The organism is Ornithinimicrobium cavernae (assembly GCF_003121625.1).
GTDB lineage: Bacteria > Actinomycetota > Actinomycetes > Actinomycetales > Dermatophilaceae > Ornithinicoccus > Ornithinicoccus cavernae.
Window position 1 is genome coordinate 181,850 of record NZ_QDDJ01000004.1, and the last position, 17,757, is coordinate 199,606.

Genomic DNA, 17,757 nt, shown 5'->3' on the forward strand with positions numbered 1-17,757 from the left:
CGGTCAGTCCTCCTGTGCTGCGGTCTGCTCGACCCAGCGGTAGATGTCTGTGTGGTCGGCGTGCGCGGGGAGTGTGTCCGCGGCACTCGCATAGAGCGATTCGGTGAGCCGGGCGTGGGCAGCGGGCACTCCGACCTGCTCAGCGAGATCGGTGGCGATCCGGATGTCCTTGAGCAGGAGCGCCAGCTCGAAGCCGGAGTCGAAGGTCCTCGGGATGACATAGCGTGGCCACTTGGTCATGGTGGACCAGCTCCTGCCGCTCGAGCCGTTGATCGCCTGAGTCATGACCTCGGGATCCAGACCGAACCGGGTCCCGATCAGGAGGGCCTCCGAACTCGCGACGAGGCTGGAGCCGGACAGCAGGTTGTTGATGGCTTTGAGGGCGTGCCCAGCACCTGCATCTCCGGCGTGGACCACATTGGACCCGATGCGCTCCAGGGCCGGGAGCACGCGCTCGTGGAGCTCCCGGGGTCCACCGGTCATCACCGTCAGGCTTCCTGAGACTGCGCCCGGGACACCACCGGAGACCGGTGCGTCCATGAACGGAACACCCCGCTGTGCGGCCTCACCTGCCATGCGGACCGTCTCGGAGGGACGGGATGAGCTCATGTCGACCAGGACCGACTCGGGTGCGTGCTGGGCCATGACGTCGAGGAGTCCGGCGCCGAGCATCACCTTCTCGACGACCGTCGAGTCGGGAAGCATGAGGATCAGCGAACGCGTGCCGGTGACGGTCCCCACCAGGTTCGCGGCTCGATGATAACCAGCGGCCCCGTCCAGCGCGGTGCCCTGTGCCTCGTTGATGTCATAGCCCGACACCGTGAACCCACCGTCGAGCAGGCGCTGGACCATGGGGACTCCCATGTTGCCCAGCCCGATGAAGCCGATCCGGTCTCCGGCGGTCAGGACGTCGTCGGCGCTCATGCGACACCCGTGCTGCGGGCTCGGAACGACTCGTACTCCTCCGCACCGACCTCCTCGAGCCACTCGGTGGTGCCGAGGGAGATCGCGACGTGCACGAGGAAGGTGTCGTCGTCGCTGCCGTGCCAGTGGTCCTGTCCGGGCGGGGTCCAGGCGGTGTCGCCCTTGCGCAGACGCTGGATGTCGCCGTCGCGGGTCGCGACCCACCCTTCGCCGGAGAGCACCTGCAGCAGTTGGCCACCCTCGTGCCGGTGCCAATAGGTCCGGCTGCACGGCCCGAAGTGCACGGTGTTGACCATGACCCCGTCGGTGGCCCGCATCAGCGGATCTCCCCACACGTCGCCGGTGAATGTCTCGGTGCGCTTCTCGACCACAGCATCTTCTGCTCTGGCGCGGATCACCTTCATGATGCTTCCTCTCCGTTGTGTGCGTGCGCGGCGATGCGGACACCGCCGGCGAGGTCACCGAGTGCGTCCACGACCCGGTTGCTGATGAGGTCACCTCGACCGGTCTGCAGTGCCACGCCGAAGGCGGACACCGGGCCCGAGGCGTGCAGGCTGGGCACTCCGATCTCACCCAGGTGCTGCACATAGAGCAGCAGGTCCTTGAGCATCAGGTGCGAGGTCAGGCCACCCTCGAGGTAGTCCCCCTGCACGATCGATGGGAACCGGTGTTCGGTGGCCCAGTTGGCACCACTGGAGGCGTTGATCACCTCAAGCAGCTGCGCGGGGTCGACACCGCTCTTGGCTCCTGCGACAAGCACCTCCGCGCTGGCCGAGAGATTCATCGCGTTGAGGAAGTTGTTGAGCACCTTGGCGGTGTGACCCGCGCCCGACCCACCCATCCGGCAGACGCGGTCCGCGATGATCGCGAAGACCGGCTCCAGCCGGTCGATCGCGTCAGCGTCGCCACCCACCATCAGCGTCAACGTGCCCCGGGCCGCAGCAGCGGCACCACCGGAGACCCCGGCATCGACGTAACTCACGCCACGCTCCCCCAGCCGAGCGTGGATCGAGCGGGTCGACGCCGGCGAGCACGTGCTCAGATCCGCCACCACGGTGCCCGGCCGCAGTCGCTCCTCCAGCCCCTCGGGGCCGAGCACGACACTCTCCACGACGGTGCTGTCCGGCAGGGACAGCAGCACAACCTCCGCCTGCTCGGCAAGGGTGGCCAGGTCCGGTGCCCCACGGACACCGACGCGCTCGGCCACGGCCGGGTCCCGGTCAAAGGCAAGGACATCGCACCCCTGCCCGACCAGTTGGCCCGCCATCCGTGACCCCATGTTGCCCAGGCCGACGAACCCGACGGGCCCCTTCTCCAGCGCACCAGTCATCTGATCCGCACCCCGAAGCCCGGATCGCCGGCCTCGATCGCCGTGAACCTCTCCAGGACGAGCGGGTCGTGACCAGCGACATACGCAATGCCCTCCCGCTTGGCCAGTCCGGAGATGACATCAAAGGCCTGGTACATGCGCTCGAGGTCGTGCACCATCAGGAACGGCCGGTCGAGGTCGACCTCGTCGTAGTAGTGCACCGCGTCCGAGGCGAGCAGGACCTCGCCGCCCTCACCGTCCACCAGCACGATGAGCTCACCCGGGGTGTGCCCACCCACCTCCACTGCGGTGACCCCGGGAGCGACGTCGATGACGCCGGCCATGCGTTGCAACCGACCGGCCTCCTCGACCTGGCGCAGGTAGGTGATGTCACCGGGCTCCACGGCGTGCGCGAAGATCTCGCGGCGGGCTATGGGACCGGACCAGAAGTCCAGCTCGCGGGAGGACATGACGACCCTGGCGTTCGGGAACAGGTTCACGTTGCCGGTGTGGTCGTAGTGCCCGTGAGTGATCACCACCGTGTCGACCGTCTCGGGGTCGACGCCGACCCTGGCGAGACCGTCGGGGACCGGGACGGTCATGACGCGGCCGCGCGGCTCACCGACCTCCGGTGTGAAACCGGTGTCGACCACGATCGTCCGACGCGAGTTGCGCACGACCCAGAAGAAGTAGTCCATCACCAGCGGTTCGTTGTGCACCTGCTGATACATGTGGAAGTTGAGGTAGACGGATGCGGCGTCGGTCTGCCGGGTGGCATACCGCACGGCGAGCACCTCGTAGGACTCAGTCACCGGTGGCCTCCTTGATCGGGTCCTCGGTCCTGCTCGAGCGGAGGTTGGCAGCGAAGCCGATCAGTCCCCTGGGCAGGAACAGGATGACCAGCATGAGGATCAGGCCATAGACCAGCGAGGCCAGACCGGGCACCGAGCCGGCCATGACGTTGACCTGACCGACGACGGGTTGCAGGACGAGCTCGCCGAGCACGCCGCCAAGGATCTGACCGGCGCCGCCGAGGATCCCCGCGACGACCGGGTCGAGTGTCGCGTGGACACCGAAGGCCGTCTCGGCATCCATCAGCTTGTAGGTCGCCAGGTAGGCGACGCCGGCCATGGACGCCATCGCCGCGCTGATCGCCATCGCGATCACCTTGAGGCGCAGCACCCTCACGCCGACCGCGGCGGCCGCGTCCTGGTCGTCGCGGATCGCCCGCAGCTGCAGACCGAACTGTGAGCGCGCGACCCACCACAGCGTCATCGTCGCCAGGATGGCGACAACGAGAGCCAGGTAGTAGTAGGTGCGGAAGCCCTGGAACTGCAGACCGAGGAAGTCGACGCCCGGTGAGAACGGGATGTTGAGGCCGTACTGCCCGCCGGTGTAGTCGGCGAAGTAGCGGACCAGCTCATACAGGGAGACGACCATGAAGAAGGTGAGGACCGAGAAGTAGTGCCCTCGCAGCCTCAGGGTGATGTAGCCGACGAGGCAGGCGAACAGGGCGGTGACCAGCATGGCTGGGACCAGACCCACCAGCAGTGGCACCCCCGCCTCCTGCCTGAGGATGCCGGCGACATAGGCGCCCACGCCGAAGAAGGCGAGCTGGGCCAGCGACCACTGACCGGCGTAGCCGGCCATCAGGTTCCAGCTCTGTGCGACTGCCGAGAAGAGCAGCGCGAGCGTGAGCACCCGTAGCCAGAAGGCCTGCTGGATGAAGATCCCGAGGACGATCAGGAGGATGAACGCGGCGACCGTGATCCACTGAGCGACGGTGACTCGGCTCCGTAGCGCGCTCATACTCGCCCCCTCCCGAGGATGCCCCGCGGTCTGACCAGGAGGACGAACAGCACGAGCAGGAACAGGGCCGTGTTCGTCAGGGCCGAGCTGAGATAGACGGTCACACCAGTGAGCACGAGCGCCACCAGCAGGGAGGCGACGGCTCCACCCCAGATGTCACCGAGCCCGCCGACGATGACGATGGCGAAGGCGATGATGGCGAAGGCCAGACCGCTCTCTGAGCCGAAGGTGACGTAGGTGGAGATGATGCCCCCGGCCGCACCCGCCAGGCCCGCTCCCACCGTGAACGCCAACAGGGAGAGGCGGCGGTCGTTGATCCCGGCAAGCTGCACTGAGGTGCGGTCGTCGGTGACGGCCTTGACGGCCTTGCCGACCTTGGTCCGGTTGAGGAGCACGATCGTGATGACGCCGAGGGCGATCGCAAAGGCGAAGGCGATCACCTGGGTGACCCTGATGGGGATCGGGCCCAGGTACCAGGTGCCGAGGTCGATGGGCACGGTCCGGTAGTCGCTGCCCATGAAGATGAGTAGCAGGGCTGCCACCACACTGTTGAAACCGATCAGAGCGAACATCCGCACCAGTGGGCTGTTGACCGTGAAACGGAGGTAGCAGAGATACAGGACGGCACCGATCACCCCGACCACCACCATGTCGACCAGCACCAGGATGAACGGGTCCCAGTGCAGGGCGCGGTTGATGAGGAAGGTCGAGTAGGCGCCCAGGATGATGAGCGCCCCGTGCGCGAAGTTCACGATGTCCAGGACGCCGAGGATGATGTTCAGGCCGAGCGACAGGATGAAGTAGACCCCACCCAGCAGGATCGAGCTGACGATCACGTTGGCGAGGGTGTCCATCAGGCGGCTCCCTCGTCGAGCGCGTGGCCCAGATAGACAGCAGCGAGCGAGTCAGGGTTCTCGCGGAACTCCGAGCCGTCACCGAGATAGACGATCCGCCCCTCATGGAGGACGACCAGGGAGTCGGCGACCTCGAGGACGCGGTCGACCTCCTGCTCGACGAGGACCACGCTCATGCCACGCTCGATGAGCGTGGGCAGTGCCTCGTAGATCTCATCGACGATGAGCGGGGCCAGCCCCAGGGACGGCTCGTCCACAAGCAGGCACTGGGGCCGAGCCATGAGCGCCCTCCCCAGAGCGACCATCTGCTGCTCGCCGCCGCTGAGGACGCTGGCCGACCGGTCCATGATCCCCCCGAGCGCCGGGAAGAGGTCCACGACCTCCGTCATACGCTCGGCCCGCTCCTGCCGGGAGGCATGGAACCCACCCAGCTCCAGGTTGTCCCGAACGGTCAGGGAGGGGAAGAGACGCCGTCCCTCCTGCACCATGGAGATCCCCTTGCGCGCCCGGGCGTCGGCCGGCAGGTGCCCGATGTCGGTGCCCTGCCAGAGCACCTGACCGCCGCGCAGCGGCACCACCCCGGTGAGGGCCCGCAGGAAGGTCGACTTGCCGGCCCCGTTGGGTCCGATGACGCCCAGCAGGCTGTTCTCCTCGACGTCGATGGTGATGTTGTCGATCGCGACGAGGTCCCCGTATCCGGCAGATACCGCCACGCTGCTCAACAGACTCACGCGCACTCCTTCCGACACCTGATGGCGGATGTCACTGGGTGAAGATCGGCTCAGCCGTCGCGATGTCCTCGGGGAAGACCGTCCGCGGCTTGCCGTCCTGCCACTGGACGATCACGGGTGTGGCGTCCTTGAGGGCACCGTTGTCCTCGAACTCCAGGGCACCGTTGGCGACCATCGAGCCCGGGCCCTCGGTGATGCTGATCGTCGACAGCGCGTCGCGGACCGCCTTGGGGTCGCGCGAGCCGGCCTCCTCGAGGGCTGCGGCGATGGCATAGACCGCGACGCAGTCCTCACCGGCCTCCTGACCGGGGAAGTCGAACTCCTCGTTGGCCTCGGTGAACTGCTTGACGAACTCCTCGGCTCCCGGCAGGTCCCAGTTCCAGCCGGCACTGGTGAAGGCGCCGTTGGCGGGCTCGCCGACGGTGGAGAAGTAGTGCGGGTTCACCAGGGCCGAGCCGGAGCCGAGGATCGGGCCCTCGTATCCCTGGGCAGCCAGTGCCTCCTGCAGGATCTTCATGTCGGCCAGGCCTCCCTGGGCGAAGAGGAAGTCCGGGTCTCCGGCGAGCACCTTGATGGCCAGGGAGTTGGCGTCGGTGAGGCCGGGAGCGAAGTACTCCTCACCCGTGATCTCGATGCCGCGCGACTCCAGCATGCCGACCGCTCCCGCCGCCGAGACCTGCGCCGAGGAGGTGTTCTCCGTGACCATCGCGGCCTTGCTGATGTCGTAGTTGTTGGCCTCCGCGAGGTCGAGGACGACCGTCACGCCCTGCTCACCCATGACACTGGCCGCGGCGGGGATCTTGAAGATGAACTGGTAGCCCTGGGCGACGATGTCGTCGGCGAACGACTCCGTCAGGAGCGGCATGCCGTTCTGCTCCATCACGGGCGCAATCGCCAGGGTGTAGGAGCTCGCCCACGCGCCGATCATGGCGGACAGGTCGTTGTTGTCAATGAGGCTCTGTGCCTGGTTGGCCACCTGAGCAGGCTGGGCGTTGCCCGTGTCCTGTTTGACGAGCTGCAGCTGCGCCCCGTCGAGGGCGGCGATGCCGCCGGCCTCGTTGATCTGCTCCACACAGAGGCTGGCGCCTCGATCGGCCTGGGTGCCGTTGTCGGCGAAGGGGCCTGACATCGGCTCGATCAGCCCGATCTGGATCGGCTCACTGGCGTCCTTCTCGTCCAGGTCGCCGCCTCCGCACGAGGCAAGGACCAGGCCCGCGAGGGCGACTCCGGCTGCCATCGAGACCCTGCGGGCCCGGCTCAGGTGTGTGCTCATCTCGGTTCCTCAACTTCCTTGTTGGGTCGGACTGCGTTCTGGGTCCCCGAGCTTGTTGTGTGCGCTTCTGACCTGGTCCCCTGTCGTGTCGCGCTGCCGGCTGCGTCTCCGCGTCCCTTGCCGAGATAGGCCTTCTTGACCTCCGGGGACTGGAGCACCTCGTCGACCGGCCCGGTCGCGATCACCTGCCCCTTCTCGAAGACGATCAGGGTGTCGGCGAGCTGACGGAGGGCCCGCAGCACGTGCTCCACCAGCACGAGATGGACCCCATCCTCGTGGAGCCCCCGCAGGATCGTGACCATGTCACTGATCTCCGTGTCGCTGAGGCCCTCGAAGACCTCGTCCAGGAGCAGGAGCTTGGGGTTCACCGCCATGCCCCGCGCCACCTCGAGCTTCTTGCGCACTGCCAGTGGCAGGGCTCCGGCGAGCTTGCCTGCCTGGTCCCGGATGCCGAGGCGCTCGAGCAGGTGGTCGGCCAGCTCCTGCAGCTCGGCGTCGCTCGAGCGCCTTGTGGCAGCAAAGGCCACCTGCACGTTCTCCCGCACCGTCATCTGGGTGAAGGGTCGTGGGATCTGGAAGGTGCGGGCCACGCCGGCATGGGTCATCGTGGCCGGGTTGGTGCGCCTGCCCAGAGGCACACCCATGGCTTCCACGGTCCCGGACCTGGGGCGGCGTGCCCCGGCGATGACGCTGAGGCAGGTGGACTTGCCCGCGCCGTTCGGGCCGATGATGCCGACGATGCCGGTGTCGGGACCGATCGTCAGAGAGACGTTGTCCAGCGCCTTCACACCACCGAAGGCGACGGTGACGTTCCTCATCTCGACGAGCGCGGTCACGCGAGCTCCTCACTGCTGGGAGTCGCGGACACCGCGGCCTCCAGCTCGTCGAGCACAGGCACGAGATAGCTGCGGAAGACGGCCGGGTCCTCGCTCATCGGGAAGTGCCCGAAGCCGGGCATCTCGACGAGCGTGCCGCCGATCCTCTCTGCTGCCTCCCTGCTCATCTCCGTGGTTGCCGAGTAGTCGTACTCCCCGTTGAAGATCCAGAGCGGGCAGGTGGCGGTGCCGAGGTCGTCGGCGAGCCCGGGCAGGTCGTTGGAGTAGAAGTAGGTGTCGCCCTGATAGACGCCTGGCCCCGACTGGGCGTAGCCCCAGAGTGTCTGGGCCCGAGAGGCCTGGGGACTGCTGGGTGCGATCAGACCACCGACCCAGCTCGTGAGGAAGTGCGAGTGGTCCACGGAGAGGTGGTTGGTCCAGGGCACGAACCGACCTGGGTTGCCCAGGCCGCCCTCGAGGGCGAGCGCCGCGGAGAACCGGTCTCCGTGGGTGGCCGAGAGGTAGATCGCGATGGCCCCTCCCATGGAGCAGCCCATCAGGATGGGCCGCTCCATGTCCAGGGCATCCATCACGGCCAGGATGGTTGCGGCATACGTCTCGGTGGTGAGCTGGTAGGTCTGCTCGGCCCAGTCCGAGGGCGGGTCCGACCGGCCGTGCCAGGGCATGTCGAAGGCGACGAACCTGTAGCGCCGGGTGAGCTCCTCGTCCTCCAGGAGGTAGCGGAACTGGCGTGAGTCGGCACCGGCGGTGTGCAGGCAGAGGATGGTCTGCTGCCCGGTGCCGCTGCTCTCGACGTAGATCCGCTGGAGCTGGTCCTGCACCGGGATGGTGAGATAGCTGCCCTCGATCGGGCTGCGTCCGGGGGTCGGGGCTGGGTCGGCGTTCCGTGGCGGCCGCGGAGTCTGTGCCTGCCGGAGCACGTCGAGTATGCCGTCAATCAGGGGCGAGTTGACCGCCCAGGCCGTCCGGTCTCCAGTGACGGCCTCCCAACCGATCGTGGCCCGCATCGCCTGGGCGGTGGTGTAGCCGCGGGGCGGTGGCTCGCTGGTGAACCTGGCCCAGTCGGCAGGTGTGACAGTGAAGGTGAAGGCACCCTCGTCGGACGGCGGCACGAACGCCACGTCGCCGTCGGTGATGGTCACGTCCAGGTGGGCATCGCCTGCCGCGAGCGTGAAGCGTGCGTCGCGCAGGGCGGGGAGCCCGGCCGTCGGGTAGGTGGTCTGGAGGATCTGGATCGCGTTGTCCGGTGTCGTCATTGACGTGCCTCTCCGTGCTCAACCCACCATGAACGGGTCGCGCACTACTCCCTCGGTCTCGATCCACACGGCCTTGGCCACGAGAAACTCCCGGAGGCCCTCGATGCCGTTCTCGCGGCCGTGTCCGCTGTTCTTGACTCCCCCGAACGGCATGGTCATGCCCATCGTCCGGTAGGAGTTGACCCACACCGTCCCGGCGCGCAGTCTCTTGGCCGCACGGAAGACGCGGCGGACGTCGGCCGTCCAGACACCGGCAGCCAGCCCGTAGTCGGAGTTGTTGGCCAGCTGGTAGGCCTCCTCCTCGGTGCTGAAGCTGCGGCAGGCCAGGACGGGGCCGAAGATCTCCTGGCACCAGACGGGGTGGTCGTCCGGCACGTCGGTCATGATGGTCGGCTCGAAGAACCAGCCACCCAGCTCGGAGGGCTTGCCCCCACCCCGGATCTCGAGGCCGGCCTCGCGGGCTGCGGTGGTGAACTGGACCACCTTGTCGAACTGGGCCTGGCTGGCGAGGGGCCCCATGTCGGTGGACTCCTCAGCCGGATTGCCGAGCCGGATAGCCGCGGCGCGGTCGACCACTCGCTGGACCAGCTCGGCATACACACTCTCGTGGATGAGCGCGCGAGAGCCGGCGATGCAGGTCTGCCCTCCCGCGGCAAAGATGCCGGCGACCAGTCCACCCACAGCCTCGTCGAGGTTGGCGTCCTCGAAGACGATGTTCGCGGACTTCCCGCCGAGCTCGAGGGCGACGTCGGCGAGGTGGGCTCCGGCCCCCTGGGCCACCAGGGCGCCGACCTTCTCCGACCCGGTGAAGCTGACCTTGTCGACCAGGGGCGACTGGACGAGCCACCCCCCGACCTTGGGGTCGGCGCCAGACACCGTGTTGAAGACGCCGTCGGGGACTCCGGCCTCCTCCAGGAGTCTGGCGAAGGACAGGATGGAGACAGGTGCGACCTCGGAGGGCTTGGCCACGAAGGTGCACCCCACAGCCAGGGCGGGGGCGAGCTTGAAGGCCAGCAGGAACAGTGGGGAGTTCCAGGGCAGGATCGCGGCGACCACCCCGACCGGCTCGTCGGTCACGTAGCCGAAGAAGTTGGGCTTGCGGGTGTTCGTCACGCGCCCCTCGTGGACGCCGGCCAGGTCAGCGAAGTACCGGTACCACCCGCTGATCGCCCGCATCTGTCCGGCGACCTCGCGCATTCCCTTGCCGTTGTCGCGGCTCTCCAGGCTGGCCAGGTCGAGGGCGTCGCGGTCGATGAGGTCTGCCAGTTTCCGGAGGATCTGACCGCGTTCCTCGGGAGCCAGCCGGGGCCAGGGCCCCTGGTCGAACGCCCTGCGCGCGGCGGACACGGCATCCCGGACGTCCTGTTCCGTGGCCTCGGGCACCACGGCCCACGGCGCCTGGCTGTAGGGGTCCAGGCTCTCGAAGGTGCGGCTGGTGGACCGCCACTCGCTTCCGATACGCAGATCTACGCTGACCGTCATTCGCATCTCCTCATCGAGACTGCCGAATATATTATGCGTTGTGCGTTGTGTGCAGGGACAGTAGCGCTGCTCGAGGCAGATGGCAAGGGGTCAGGCTGCGAGGTGATACCCACCGAACCCGTTGTCGACTCCAGGGTTTCCCTGTGGTTGGACGTCCCCCGTGCTTCACCGGGACCGGGACTTCGAGGTGCTCCGCCGACACTGCGGCATACAGACCGTGTCCCTGCTCGACCCCTGAGGAGGGCATCCCTCAGGGGTGCCCCCACGGCAGGCAGTCGACAGTGGTCTGCGCGGTCTCGCGGCGCCTACCGCTCTCGTGACGCGACGTCGGTGACGTTCTCGACGCCGTGGTTGAGGCTGCGCTTGACGGTGCACAGTCGATCGATGGAGCGCTCGGCGCTGGCGATCAGTCTGTCGCGCTTCTCGGGATCCAGCTGCGACATGTCGGCCTCGATCAGCGTGCGGAGGCTCTCGAACCGGTTCTCATCCACGTTGAGGAGAGCCTCAACGGTGGCGGTGGCGCTGAAGTCCTCGCCGAGCCTGTTGACGAGCTGCGCCTCGGCAGACAGCGCGGCGCACCCTGCGGCGGCGGCCTGCAACAGTTCGCCCGGGCTGAACGAACCATCGGCGCCCGGGGTGCCGATGCGCAGTTCGGCACCCCGATCGTTGCGGACGAGGTAGGTCGCGGGACTGACACGCTCAGAGATCAGCGCGGGGACCTGCGCAGTCCTGGGAGTCGTGCTCTCAACTCTCGTGGTCGTTGCTGGTTCGGTGGTGGCCATGTTTCTCCTTGGTGATCTCTGTGTGTCGGCAGGCACCTCCGTGCGCTCGGGAGCGGCAGGCGGTTAGGACAGGGAGAGGAAGAGCTTCTCCAGCTCCTCCACGTTCAGCTCCTCGTCCTGTTCGGCGGCCTCGGGGTTATCGATGCAGTACTTCATGGCGCTGGCGATGATGACGAAGCCAGCGCGGTCCAGGGCGGTGGAGACTGCGGACAGCTGCGTGACCACATCCCGGCAGGAACCGCCGGACTCGACGGCGTTGATGACGGCGTCCAGTTGGCCGCGGGCACGCTTGAGGCGGTTGAGGATCTTGCGCTGGGTCTGGGGGTCGGCGGTCTTCATGATGCTCACTTCCGTGTTCTGCTGGTGGTGGTGGAGCTGCCGGTTGTGGCGTTCACGACGTCGTCCGGCGCAGTGCCCGGGGACACGGGATGGACGGTATCCGGCACAGGATGACGGCAGCGAGCACCAGCGCCGCGAGGGACACCACGGCTGTCGCCGCAACGGCAGGTAGCTCCTGCGCCAGGACAAACACGCCCATGGCCAGGACGAAGTAGCCGAACCAGCGGCGCAGCTGCGCCTCGGGGACCCAGGTCTGCAACCGGGCCCCGGCAAAGGACCCGGCCACGGCGACGACAGCCAGGGTCATGATCACCGGCCAGTCCAGCACCGTGGTGGTCAACTGCCCCGCGAGCCCGGCGACGGAGTTCATGGCGATCACCAGCAACGAGGTGCCGACGGCCACGGACATCGGCAGTCCGCCGAGCAGCGCGAGTGCCGGGACCAGGAGGAACCCGCCTCCGGCGCCGACCAGGCCGGTCACGATGCCAACCCCCAGGCCTACCGTCATCGTGATGACGAAGGACGGGTCGGCAGCGCGGTCGCCGGCAGCCTGCCGACGGCGGCGGAGCATAGCCCCGCCCGCCGCCAGCATGATCAGCGCGAAAACCACCATCAGAACCTGGCCCGGAAGATGTCCGCCGATGAGTCCCCCGGCGAAGGCGCCAGCCATCCCTGAGGCGCCGACCACCACACCGGCACGCCAACGGACTCGCCTGTGTCGGGCGTGGACGAGAGCGCTGACGGCCGAGGTGACGCCGACGACCACCAGGGAGGCGCTGATCGCCTGCTGCGGCTCCATCCGGGCCACGTAGGTCAGGATCGGGACCATCAGGATGGACCCGCCGCCGCCGAGCAGCCCCAGGGACAGCCCGACCACGACGGTCAGGACCACCGTGGCCATCAGGTGCCACTCCATGTCGGGCTCCTCTCGGATCAGTTGGTTGTCGCGGTCGGTCTGTTCAGCGGTCCAGCAGGACCGTGGGCACCGGTGTGAACAAGGACTTCAGGGACGGGTCGGCCTCGACGCGGTTCCAGGGCATGCGCGACAGGGCGCTGGCCATGGCGCACGAGTCAGTCAGCGCCGAATAGGCCAGGCCGGCGCCGATAGCTCCGGCCATCAGTCCGAGACGGGGGTGAATCAGCTGGCCGGCCAGCGCTCCCACCAGCACCAGGCTGCCGGCCGCCATGCGGACCTGGCGGTCCATGGCCCACCGGTTGCCCCGTCGCACCACCTCACCTCCGGCAGCCTCGAAGGCTGCGATTCCGCCATCGAGCACTGCCGCGCTGAGTCCGGCGGCGTGCAGCCGCTCACATGCCTGAGCGGCGCGGCGTCCGGACTGGCAGACCAGGACGAGGTCTCCCGGCAGGCCGGCGGCAAGTTCCTCGGCACCCTCGGTGAAAAGGTCCAACGGCACGTTGCGCGAGCCGGCGATGTGAGCCGTGACGAACTCCGCCGGGCTGCGCACGTCGACGATGGTCATGGCGTCTGCCTGAGCCAGTCGATGGCGCAGGCCTGTGGGACTCAGGGTCTGCGCATCAGAGGAGGTCGCCGTCACTGTGTCGGTGGTCATCGGGTGCCTCCTGCGGTGACGCCCTGGCCGGACGCCTCAGAACGGTCGGCGCCTGGTCCGGCAGCCCAGGCGGACCAGCCGGCGTAGCTGCCCTGCAGCTCACGGACGTCGTAGCCGGCGCGTCGCAGGGCGCTCGCCGCCACGGCGTTGCGGACCCCGGACTGGCAGTACGTCACGAGGGGGCCCGCGTCCTGGTCGGGCAGCTCATCCTGTCGGAAGAGCACCTTGCCGCCGTTGAGCTGCCGGGAGCCGGGAACGTGACCCGCGGAGTGTTCGGTGCGGTTGCGCACATCCAGCACCGCGGCGCTGCCCTGATCGGCCAGGAAGGACTCCAGGTCAGCCGGGGCGACCGTGGGCGGGACGAAGGTCGGCAGTCCTTCCAGGGTCGGGGTGTACCCGGCCATGTGGTCGATGCCGACCCGCACCAGGTGGTCGCGAATGTCCCCAGCCGTCTCGGCGTCGGGGGCGAGCAGCACCAGCGGCGTGTCCTCGCTCTCCGGGTCGTAGGCCCAGGCACCGTAGCTGGCTGCCTTGGAGGCAGGGATGTTCAGCGAACCAACGACCGTGCCGGCGTGCACCTCGGACGAGGATCGGGTGTCCGCGAACACCAGGGCGCCGTCGGACAGCAGTGGCGCGACCTCAGTGTTCGGCAGCTGGTGCAGGGGCCGCAGCGCCCCGAGCAGTGCCGGGCCGTCCCGGTTCTGCCGCTTCATACGGGCGAAGTAGGCGTGGGCGTCCGGCTGGCCCTCGAGCAGTTCGTCGATGAACCCCTGCTCGTCATTGTTGGCCAGGTGCTTGGCCCACCATGCGAAGCGCCGCTCATAGCCCACAGTGGTGGAGGGAAGGGCGCCCAGTGCCTTGCCGCAGGCCGAGCCGGCGCCGTGGCCAGGGTGAACCTGCACGTGGTCCGGCAGGGTCAGGAAGGCGTTCTGCAGGGAGGCGAACAGCTGCCTCGCACCGGCGAACCGGGTGTCCTGATAACCGGCGGCCTCGTCCAACAGGTCGGGTCGGCCCACGTCCCCGGAGAAGACAAAGTCCCCTGTGAGGTAGTAGCCGGGCTCCTCGCTGAAGGCACCGTCCGTGACCAGGTAGGACAGGTGCTCCGGGGTGTGGCCCGGGGTGTGGCGCGCAGTGATGGTGATGTTCCCGAGGGTGATGGTGTCGCCGTCGCGCAGCAGCTCGGCGTCGAAGCCGTAGGCCCAGTCCTCGCCGCCCTCACCAGAGACATAGGCCGTGGCACCGGTGGCCGCAGCCAGCTCCCGGGTCCCGGAGAGGAAGTCGGCGTGGATGTGGGTCTCGGCGACTGCGGTGATCCGCAACCCGTGGTGGGCAGCCAGGTCGAGGTACTGACGGATATCGCGGCGAGGGTCGACGACGATCGCCGTCCCGTTGGCCTGGCAACCAATGAGGTAGCTCGCCTGGGCCAGGTCCTCGTCGTAGATGCGCTCGAGAAGCATGGGGTCTCCTGCTGGTCGTGGGCGGAAGTCAGTCCGATCTCTCGGATACCCCCTACCGTATCAGATACCCCAGGGGGTATCTTGCTCGTCGACCGGCTCAGTGACCGTCCAGCGCGGCGAAGTGTTGAGGAGCGCCATAACGCGCGCCTGTATCATTTCCGATACATTGATCGCATGGGATCGCCCAGCAGCGCACTGGTTCGCGTGCTCGCTTCCGCTGCGCGACTTCAAGACGTCGTGCCCGAGGCGGTCCTCGTGGGCGGCACCGCGGCTGCGTTGTATGCAGGGCACCGCGAGTCTTTCGACCACGACCACGTCCTCGCCGACCTCGAGCGGCGATATGAGCAGGTCCTCGAAGCGGTGGAGGCAACCGACGGCTGGGCCACGAGCACCCGCGCGAGCCGGCCACCGTGGACGATCATGGGGTCGCTCGGCGGCGTCGAGGCGGGACTCCGTCAACTTCGCCGCACCCGACCGCTTGAGGTGGCTCTGGTGGGGGTGCCGGATGCTGGGGAGCTGCGGGTCCCCACGCTCGATGAGGTCCTGCGCATCAAGGCCTACCTGGTGGTTCAGCGCAACCAAGTGCGCGACTACCTCGACGTCGTCGCCCTGACCGACACCGTCGGCCTCGATGCCGCCGCCCAGGTCCTGCTGGCCATTGACTCCTACTACACCGACCGGTCCGAAGGCCAGGACTCCGTGCTCACCGCCCTCGTGCAACGCCTGTCGGAACCCTCACCCAGGGATCACCGGGTGATCAGCCAGCTGGCGGCATACAAGGGGCTCAGTGCCCGGTGGCAGGACTGGCCCGAGGTGGTCCGCGCCAGCCAGACCCTCGCCGACGAGCTCCTGCGACAGACGGAGGAGGCGCTATGACGGTTCGGTTCCGCAACGTGGACGTGCCCGAGGAGGTCCGTGACTGGCCCTATGAGGCGATCACCACTGCGATCGAGCGAGGCACCATCGGCGACTGGGCGGTGCTGACCCGCGAGGTCGGCCGGGCCCCCTGGGGAGCTGTCGCCCGGCAGATCGAGTCCTACCTGGAGTATGCCGAGGAGCCGGGTGTCGCGGCCCTCTTCCGTCGCCGGATCGCGGCTGCCCGGGCTTCCGCCGAGAGCGAGGAGCGTGAGCAGGTGGCCCGACGGGTCCGCGACCTGGTGACCAGGTCAGGCATGACGCAGGACCAGTTCGCCCGGGCGATCGGCACCTCGCGGACCCGCCTGTCGACCTACCGGACCGGCAAGGTGACACCCTCGGCGGCACTGCTGCTGCGCATGGAGCGCGTCGCCGAGAGCCGTTGACCGCAGTCGATGACGCGGGCTCCACGCACCCTCATTCTCAGGCGTCGATGACCACCGGGATCACCATCGGGTTGCGCCGGTGCTTGCGGTTCGCCCACTGGGTGACCGCCCGGCCGATGCGCTGCTCCAGCTCCCGGGCGTCGCCGATGCCCTGCGCCGCAGCGTCGGCGAGCGCCTTCTCGATCGCGGGGATCGCCGCGTCGAACACCTTCTCGTCAGCGCCCAGGCCGCGGCCCACGAAGTCCGGCGGCTCGGTGAGTTTGCCCGTGTCCGCGTCGATGAGGGCGATGACGGTGACGGTGCCCTGCTGGCTCAGGGTGACCCGGTCGCGCAGCTCGTCCTCGGTGACGTCGCCGACGCTGCCGGCCGACACGTACACATAGCCCGCGCGCACCTTGCCGGTGACGTTGACCTTCCCGTTGACCAGGTCGACGACCATGCCGTCGTCGACGACGACGACGTTGTCGGGGTGGATGCCGGTGGCGATGGCCAGGTCGGCGTTGGCGCGCAGGTGGCGCCACTCGCCGTGCACCGGCATAACGTTGCGCGGCTTGATGATGTTGTAGCAGTAGACGAGCTCGCCCGCGCTGGCGTGCCCGGAGACGTGCACCTTGGCGTTGCCCTGGTGCACGACCTTGGCGCCCCAGCGGGTCAGGCCGTTGATGATGCGCGAGATGGCGTTCTCGTTGCCCGGGATCTGCGAGCTGGCCAGCAGCACCGTGTCGCCCTCGCCGATGCGGATCTGGTGGTCCCGGTTGGCCATCCGTGACAGCGCCGCCATCGGCTCGCCCTGGGAGCCGGTGCACACCAGCGTCACCCGGTTCGGTGGCAGGTTGTCCAGCTCCTTGGCGTCCACGATCAGGCCGCGGGGCACCTTCAGATAGCCGAGGTCCTGGGCGATCTTCATGTTGCGCACCATGGAGCGGCCGACGAAGGCGACCTTGCGCTTGTGCTGGGTGGCCGCGTCGAGCACCTGCTGGATGCGGTGCACGTGGCTGGCGAAGCTGGAGACCACGATCCGCCCGGGCGCCGTCCGGAAGACGGTGTCGATGGCCGGGGCCAGGTCCTTCTCGGCGGTGGTGAAGCCGGGCACCTCGGCGTTGGTGGAGTCGGCCATGAACAGGTCCACGCCCTCCTCCCCCAGCCGGGCGAAGGCACGCAGGTCGGTGATCCGGTCATCGAGGGGGAACTGGTCCATCTTGAAGTCACCGGTGTGCAGCACCGTCCCGGCCGCGGTGCGGACGGCAACGGCCAGCCCGTCGGGGATGGAGTGGTTGACCGCGACGAACTCGCAGTCGAACGGCCCGAGCGAGAGCCGGTCGCCCTCGGCGACCTGCTGGGTCTTCGGCTTGATCCGGTGCTCCTTGAGCTTGGCCGTGATCAGGGCCAGGGTCAGGCGCGAGCCGACGACGGGTATGTCGTGGCGCTCCTTGAGCAGGTACGGCACCCCGCCGATGTGGTCCTCGTGCCCGTGGGTGAGGACGACGCCCACCACGTCCTGCAGGCGGTCACGCAGGAAGGAGAAGTCGGGCAGGATCACGTCGACGCCGGGCTGGTGCTCCTCGGGGAACAGGACGCCGCAGTCGATGATGAGCAGCTTGCCGCGGTGCTCGAACACGGCCATGTTGCGGCCCACCTCGCCGAGTCCGCCGAGCGCCACCACCCTGAGACCGTTGCGGGGCAGGGCGGGCGGGGCACCCAGTTCGGGATGCGGGTGGCTCATGGATCTCCTCGGGAGACGGGGACGGGAACTATCGGTTCAGGTCTGCGCGCGGAGGCAACCCTCGGGGGTGACACGTCCGCGTCTGGGGAACAGCGTATGCCGTATGGCGG

At 68.2% G+C, this 17,757-nt stretch carries 19 protein-coding genes; 2 read left to right on the forward strand and 17 right to left on the reverse strand.

All coding sequences use genetic code 11. The features are described 5' to 3' along the window. Window positions 1-3: 3 nt before the first annotated feature. From DA085_RS05665 to DA085_RS05740, 16 genes are all read right to left on the reverse strand, one after another. A complete protein-coding gene (locus DA085_RS05665; RefSeq protein WP_109471979.1) occupies window positions 4-924 on the reverse strand; it encodes an NAD(P)-dependent oxidoreductase in 921 nt (306 codons plus the stop codon). Further along, window positions 921-1,328, reverse strand: a complete 408-nt coding sequence (locus tag DA085_RS05670) for a cupin domain-containing protein (RefSeq protein ID WP_109471980.1) — start codon at window positions 1,326-1,328, stop codon at window positions 921-923. Before DA085_RS05670 ends, DA085_RS05665 begins: the two co-directional genes overlap by 4 nt. Next, window positions 1,325-2,254: an NAD(P)-dependent oxidoreductase gene (locus tag DA085_RS05675; RefSeq protein ID WP_109471981.1), complete on the reverse strand. Its 930-nt coding sequence runs from the start codon at window positions 2,252-2,254 to the stop codon at window positions 1,325-1,327. The genes DA085_RS05670 and DA085_RS05675 overlap by 4 nt, the downstream gene beginning before the upstream one ends. Beyond that, complete coding sequence (locus DA085_RS05680; RefSeq protein WP_109471982.1) at window positions 2,251-3,045, reverse strand: N-acyl homoserine lactonase family protein; 795 nt, start codon at window positions 3,043-3,045, stop codon at window positions 2,251-2,253. Before DA085_RS05680 ends, DA085_RS05675 begins: the two co-directional genes overlap by 4 nt. Beyond that, entirely contained in the window at window positions 3,038-4,042 is a 1,005-nt protein-coding gene (locus DA085_RS05685; protein ID WP_109471983.1) for a branched-chain amino acid ABC transporter permease, read from the reverse strand. Before DA085_RS05685 ends, DA085_RS05680 begins: the two co-directional genes overlap by 8 nt. Beyond that, window positions 4,039-4,896, reverse strand: a complete 858-nt coding sequence (locus DA085_RS05690) for a branched-chain amino acid ABC transporter permease (protein WP_109471984.1) — start codon at window positions 4,894-4,896, stop codon at window positions 4,039-4,041. The genes DA085_RS05685 and DA085_RS05690 overlap by 4 nt, the downstream gene beginning before the upstream one ends. Continuing rightward, window positions 4,896-5,627 carry an ABC transporter ATP-binding protein gene (locus tag DA085_RS05695; RefSeq protein WP_161958426.1) on the reverse strand — a complete coding sequence of 244 codons (732 nt, stop codon included), beginning with the start codon at window positions 5,625-5,627 and terminating at the stop codon, window positions 4,896-4,898. The genes DA085_RS05690 and DA085_RS05695 overlap by 1 nt, the downstream gene beginning before the upstream one ends. Before the next feature lie 31 nt (window positions 5,628-5,658). Further along, window positions 5,659-6,900 carry an ABC transporter substrate-binding protein gene (locus DA085_RS05700; RefSeq protein ID WP_109471986.1) on the reverse strand — a complete coding sequence of 414 codons (1,242 nt, stop codon included), beginning with the start codon at window positions 6,898-6,900 and terminating at the stop codon, window positions 5,659-5,661. Further along, window positions 6,897-7,736, reverse strand: a complete 840-nt coding sequence (locus DA085_RS05705) for an ABC transporter ATP-binding protein (protein WP_109471987.1) — start codon at window positions 7,734-7,736, stop codon at window positions 6,897-6,899. Before DA085_RS05705 ends, DA085_RS05700 begins: the two co-directional genes overlap by 4 nt. Continuing rightward, window positions 7,733-8,992, reverse strand: a complete 1,260-nt coding sequence (locus DA085_RS05710) for an alpha/beta fold hydrolase (RefSeq protein WP_109471988.1) — start codon at window positions 8,990-8,992, stop codon at window positions 7,733-7,735. The genes DA085_RS05705 and DA085_RS05710 overlap by 4 nt, the downstream gene beginning before the upstream one ends. 18 nt (window positions 8,993-9,010) lie before the next feature. After that, on the reverse strand, window positions 9,011-10,474 hold the full coding sequence (locus DA085_RS05715) for an aldehyde dehydrogenase (RefSeq protein WP_109471989.1): 1,464 nt from the start codon (window positions 10,472-10,474) through the stop codon (window positions 9,011-9,013). A 305-nt stretch (window positions 10,475-10,779) separates the two neighbouring features. Further along, window positions 10,780-11,256 carry an OsmC family protein gene (locus DA085_RS05720; RefSeq protein WP_109471990.1) on the reverse strand — a complete coding sequence of 159 codons (477 nt, stop codon included), beginning with the start codon at window positions 11,254-11,256 and terminating at the stop codon, window positions 10,780-10,782. Window positions 11,257-11,319: 63 nt separating this feature from the next. Further along, window positions 11,320-11,595 carry a metal-sensitive transcriptional regulator gene (locus tag DA085_RS05725; RefSeq protein ID WP_109471991.1) on the reverse strand — a complete coding sequence of 92 codons (276 nt, stop codon included), beginning with the start codon at window positions 11,593-11,595 and terminating at the stop codon, window positions 11,320-11,322. 52 nt (window positions 11,596-11,647) lie between these two features. Continuing rightward, complete coding sequence (locus DA085_RS05730; protein ID WP_109471992.1) at window positions 11,648-12,511, reverse strand: sulfite exporter TauE/SafE family protein; 864 nt, start codon at window positions 12,509-12,511, stop codon at window positions 11,648-11,650. Between the two features lie 43 nt (window positions 12,512-12,554). After that, on the reverse strand, window positions 12,555-13,166 hold the full coding sequence (locus tag DA085_RS05735) for a rhodanese-like domain-containing protein (RefSeq protein WP_109471993.1): 612 nt from the start codon (window positions 13,164-13,166) through the stop codon (window positions 12,555-12,557). Further along, the gene (locus tag DA085_RS05740) at window positions 13,163-14,623 is read right to left on the reverse strand and encodes an MBL fold metallo-hydrolase (RefSeq protein WP_109471994.1); all 1,461 of its coding nucleotides are present in this window, start codon (window positions 14,621-14,623) and stop codon (window positions 13,163-13,165) included. The genes DA085_RS05735 and DA085_RS05740 overlap by 4 nt, the downstream gene beginning before the upstream one ends. 174 nt (window positions 14,624-14,797) lie before the next feature. Here DA085_RS05740 and DA085_RS05745 point away from each other — a divergent pair, with 174 nt between their 5' ends. Both DA085_RS05745 and DA085_RS05750 read left to right on the forward strand, forming a co-directional pair. Next, window positions 14,798-15,499, forward strand: a complete 702-nt coding sequence (locus tag DA085_RS05745) for a nucleotidyl transferase AbiEii/AbiGii toxin family protein (protein WP_109471995.1) — start codon at window positions 14,798-14,800, stop codon at window positions 15,497-15,499. Continuing rightward, window positions 15,496-15,924, forward strand: a complete 429-nt coding sequence (locus DA085_RS05750; RefSeq protein ID WP_109471996.1) for a helix-turn-helix domain-containing protein — start codon at window positions 15,496-15,498, stop codon at window positions 15,922-15,924. Before DA085_RS05745 ends, DA085_RS05750 begins: the two co-directional genes overlap by 4 nt. 37 nt (window positions 15,925-15,961) lie before the next feature. Here the strand turns inward: DA085_RS05750 and DA085_RS05755 are convergent, their stop codons facing one another. After that, entirely contained in the window at window positions 15,962-17,647 is a 1,686-nt protein-coding gene (locus DA085_RS05755) for a ribonuclease J (RefSeq protein ID WP_109471997.1), read from the reverse strand. Between the last annotated feature and the right edge of the window lie 110 nt (window positions 17,648-17,757).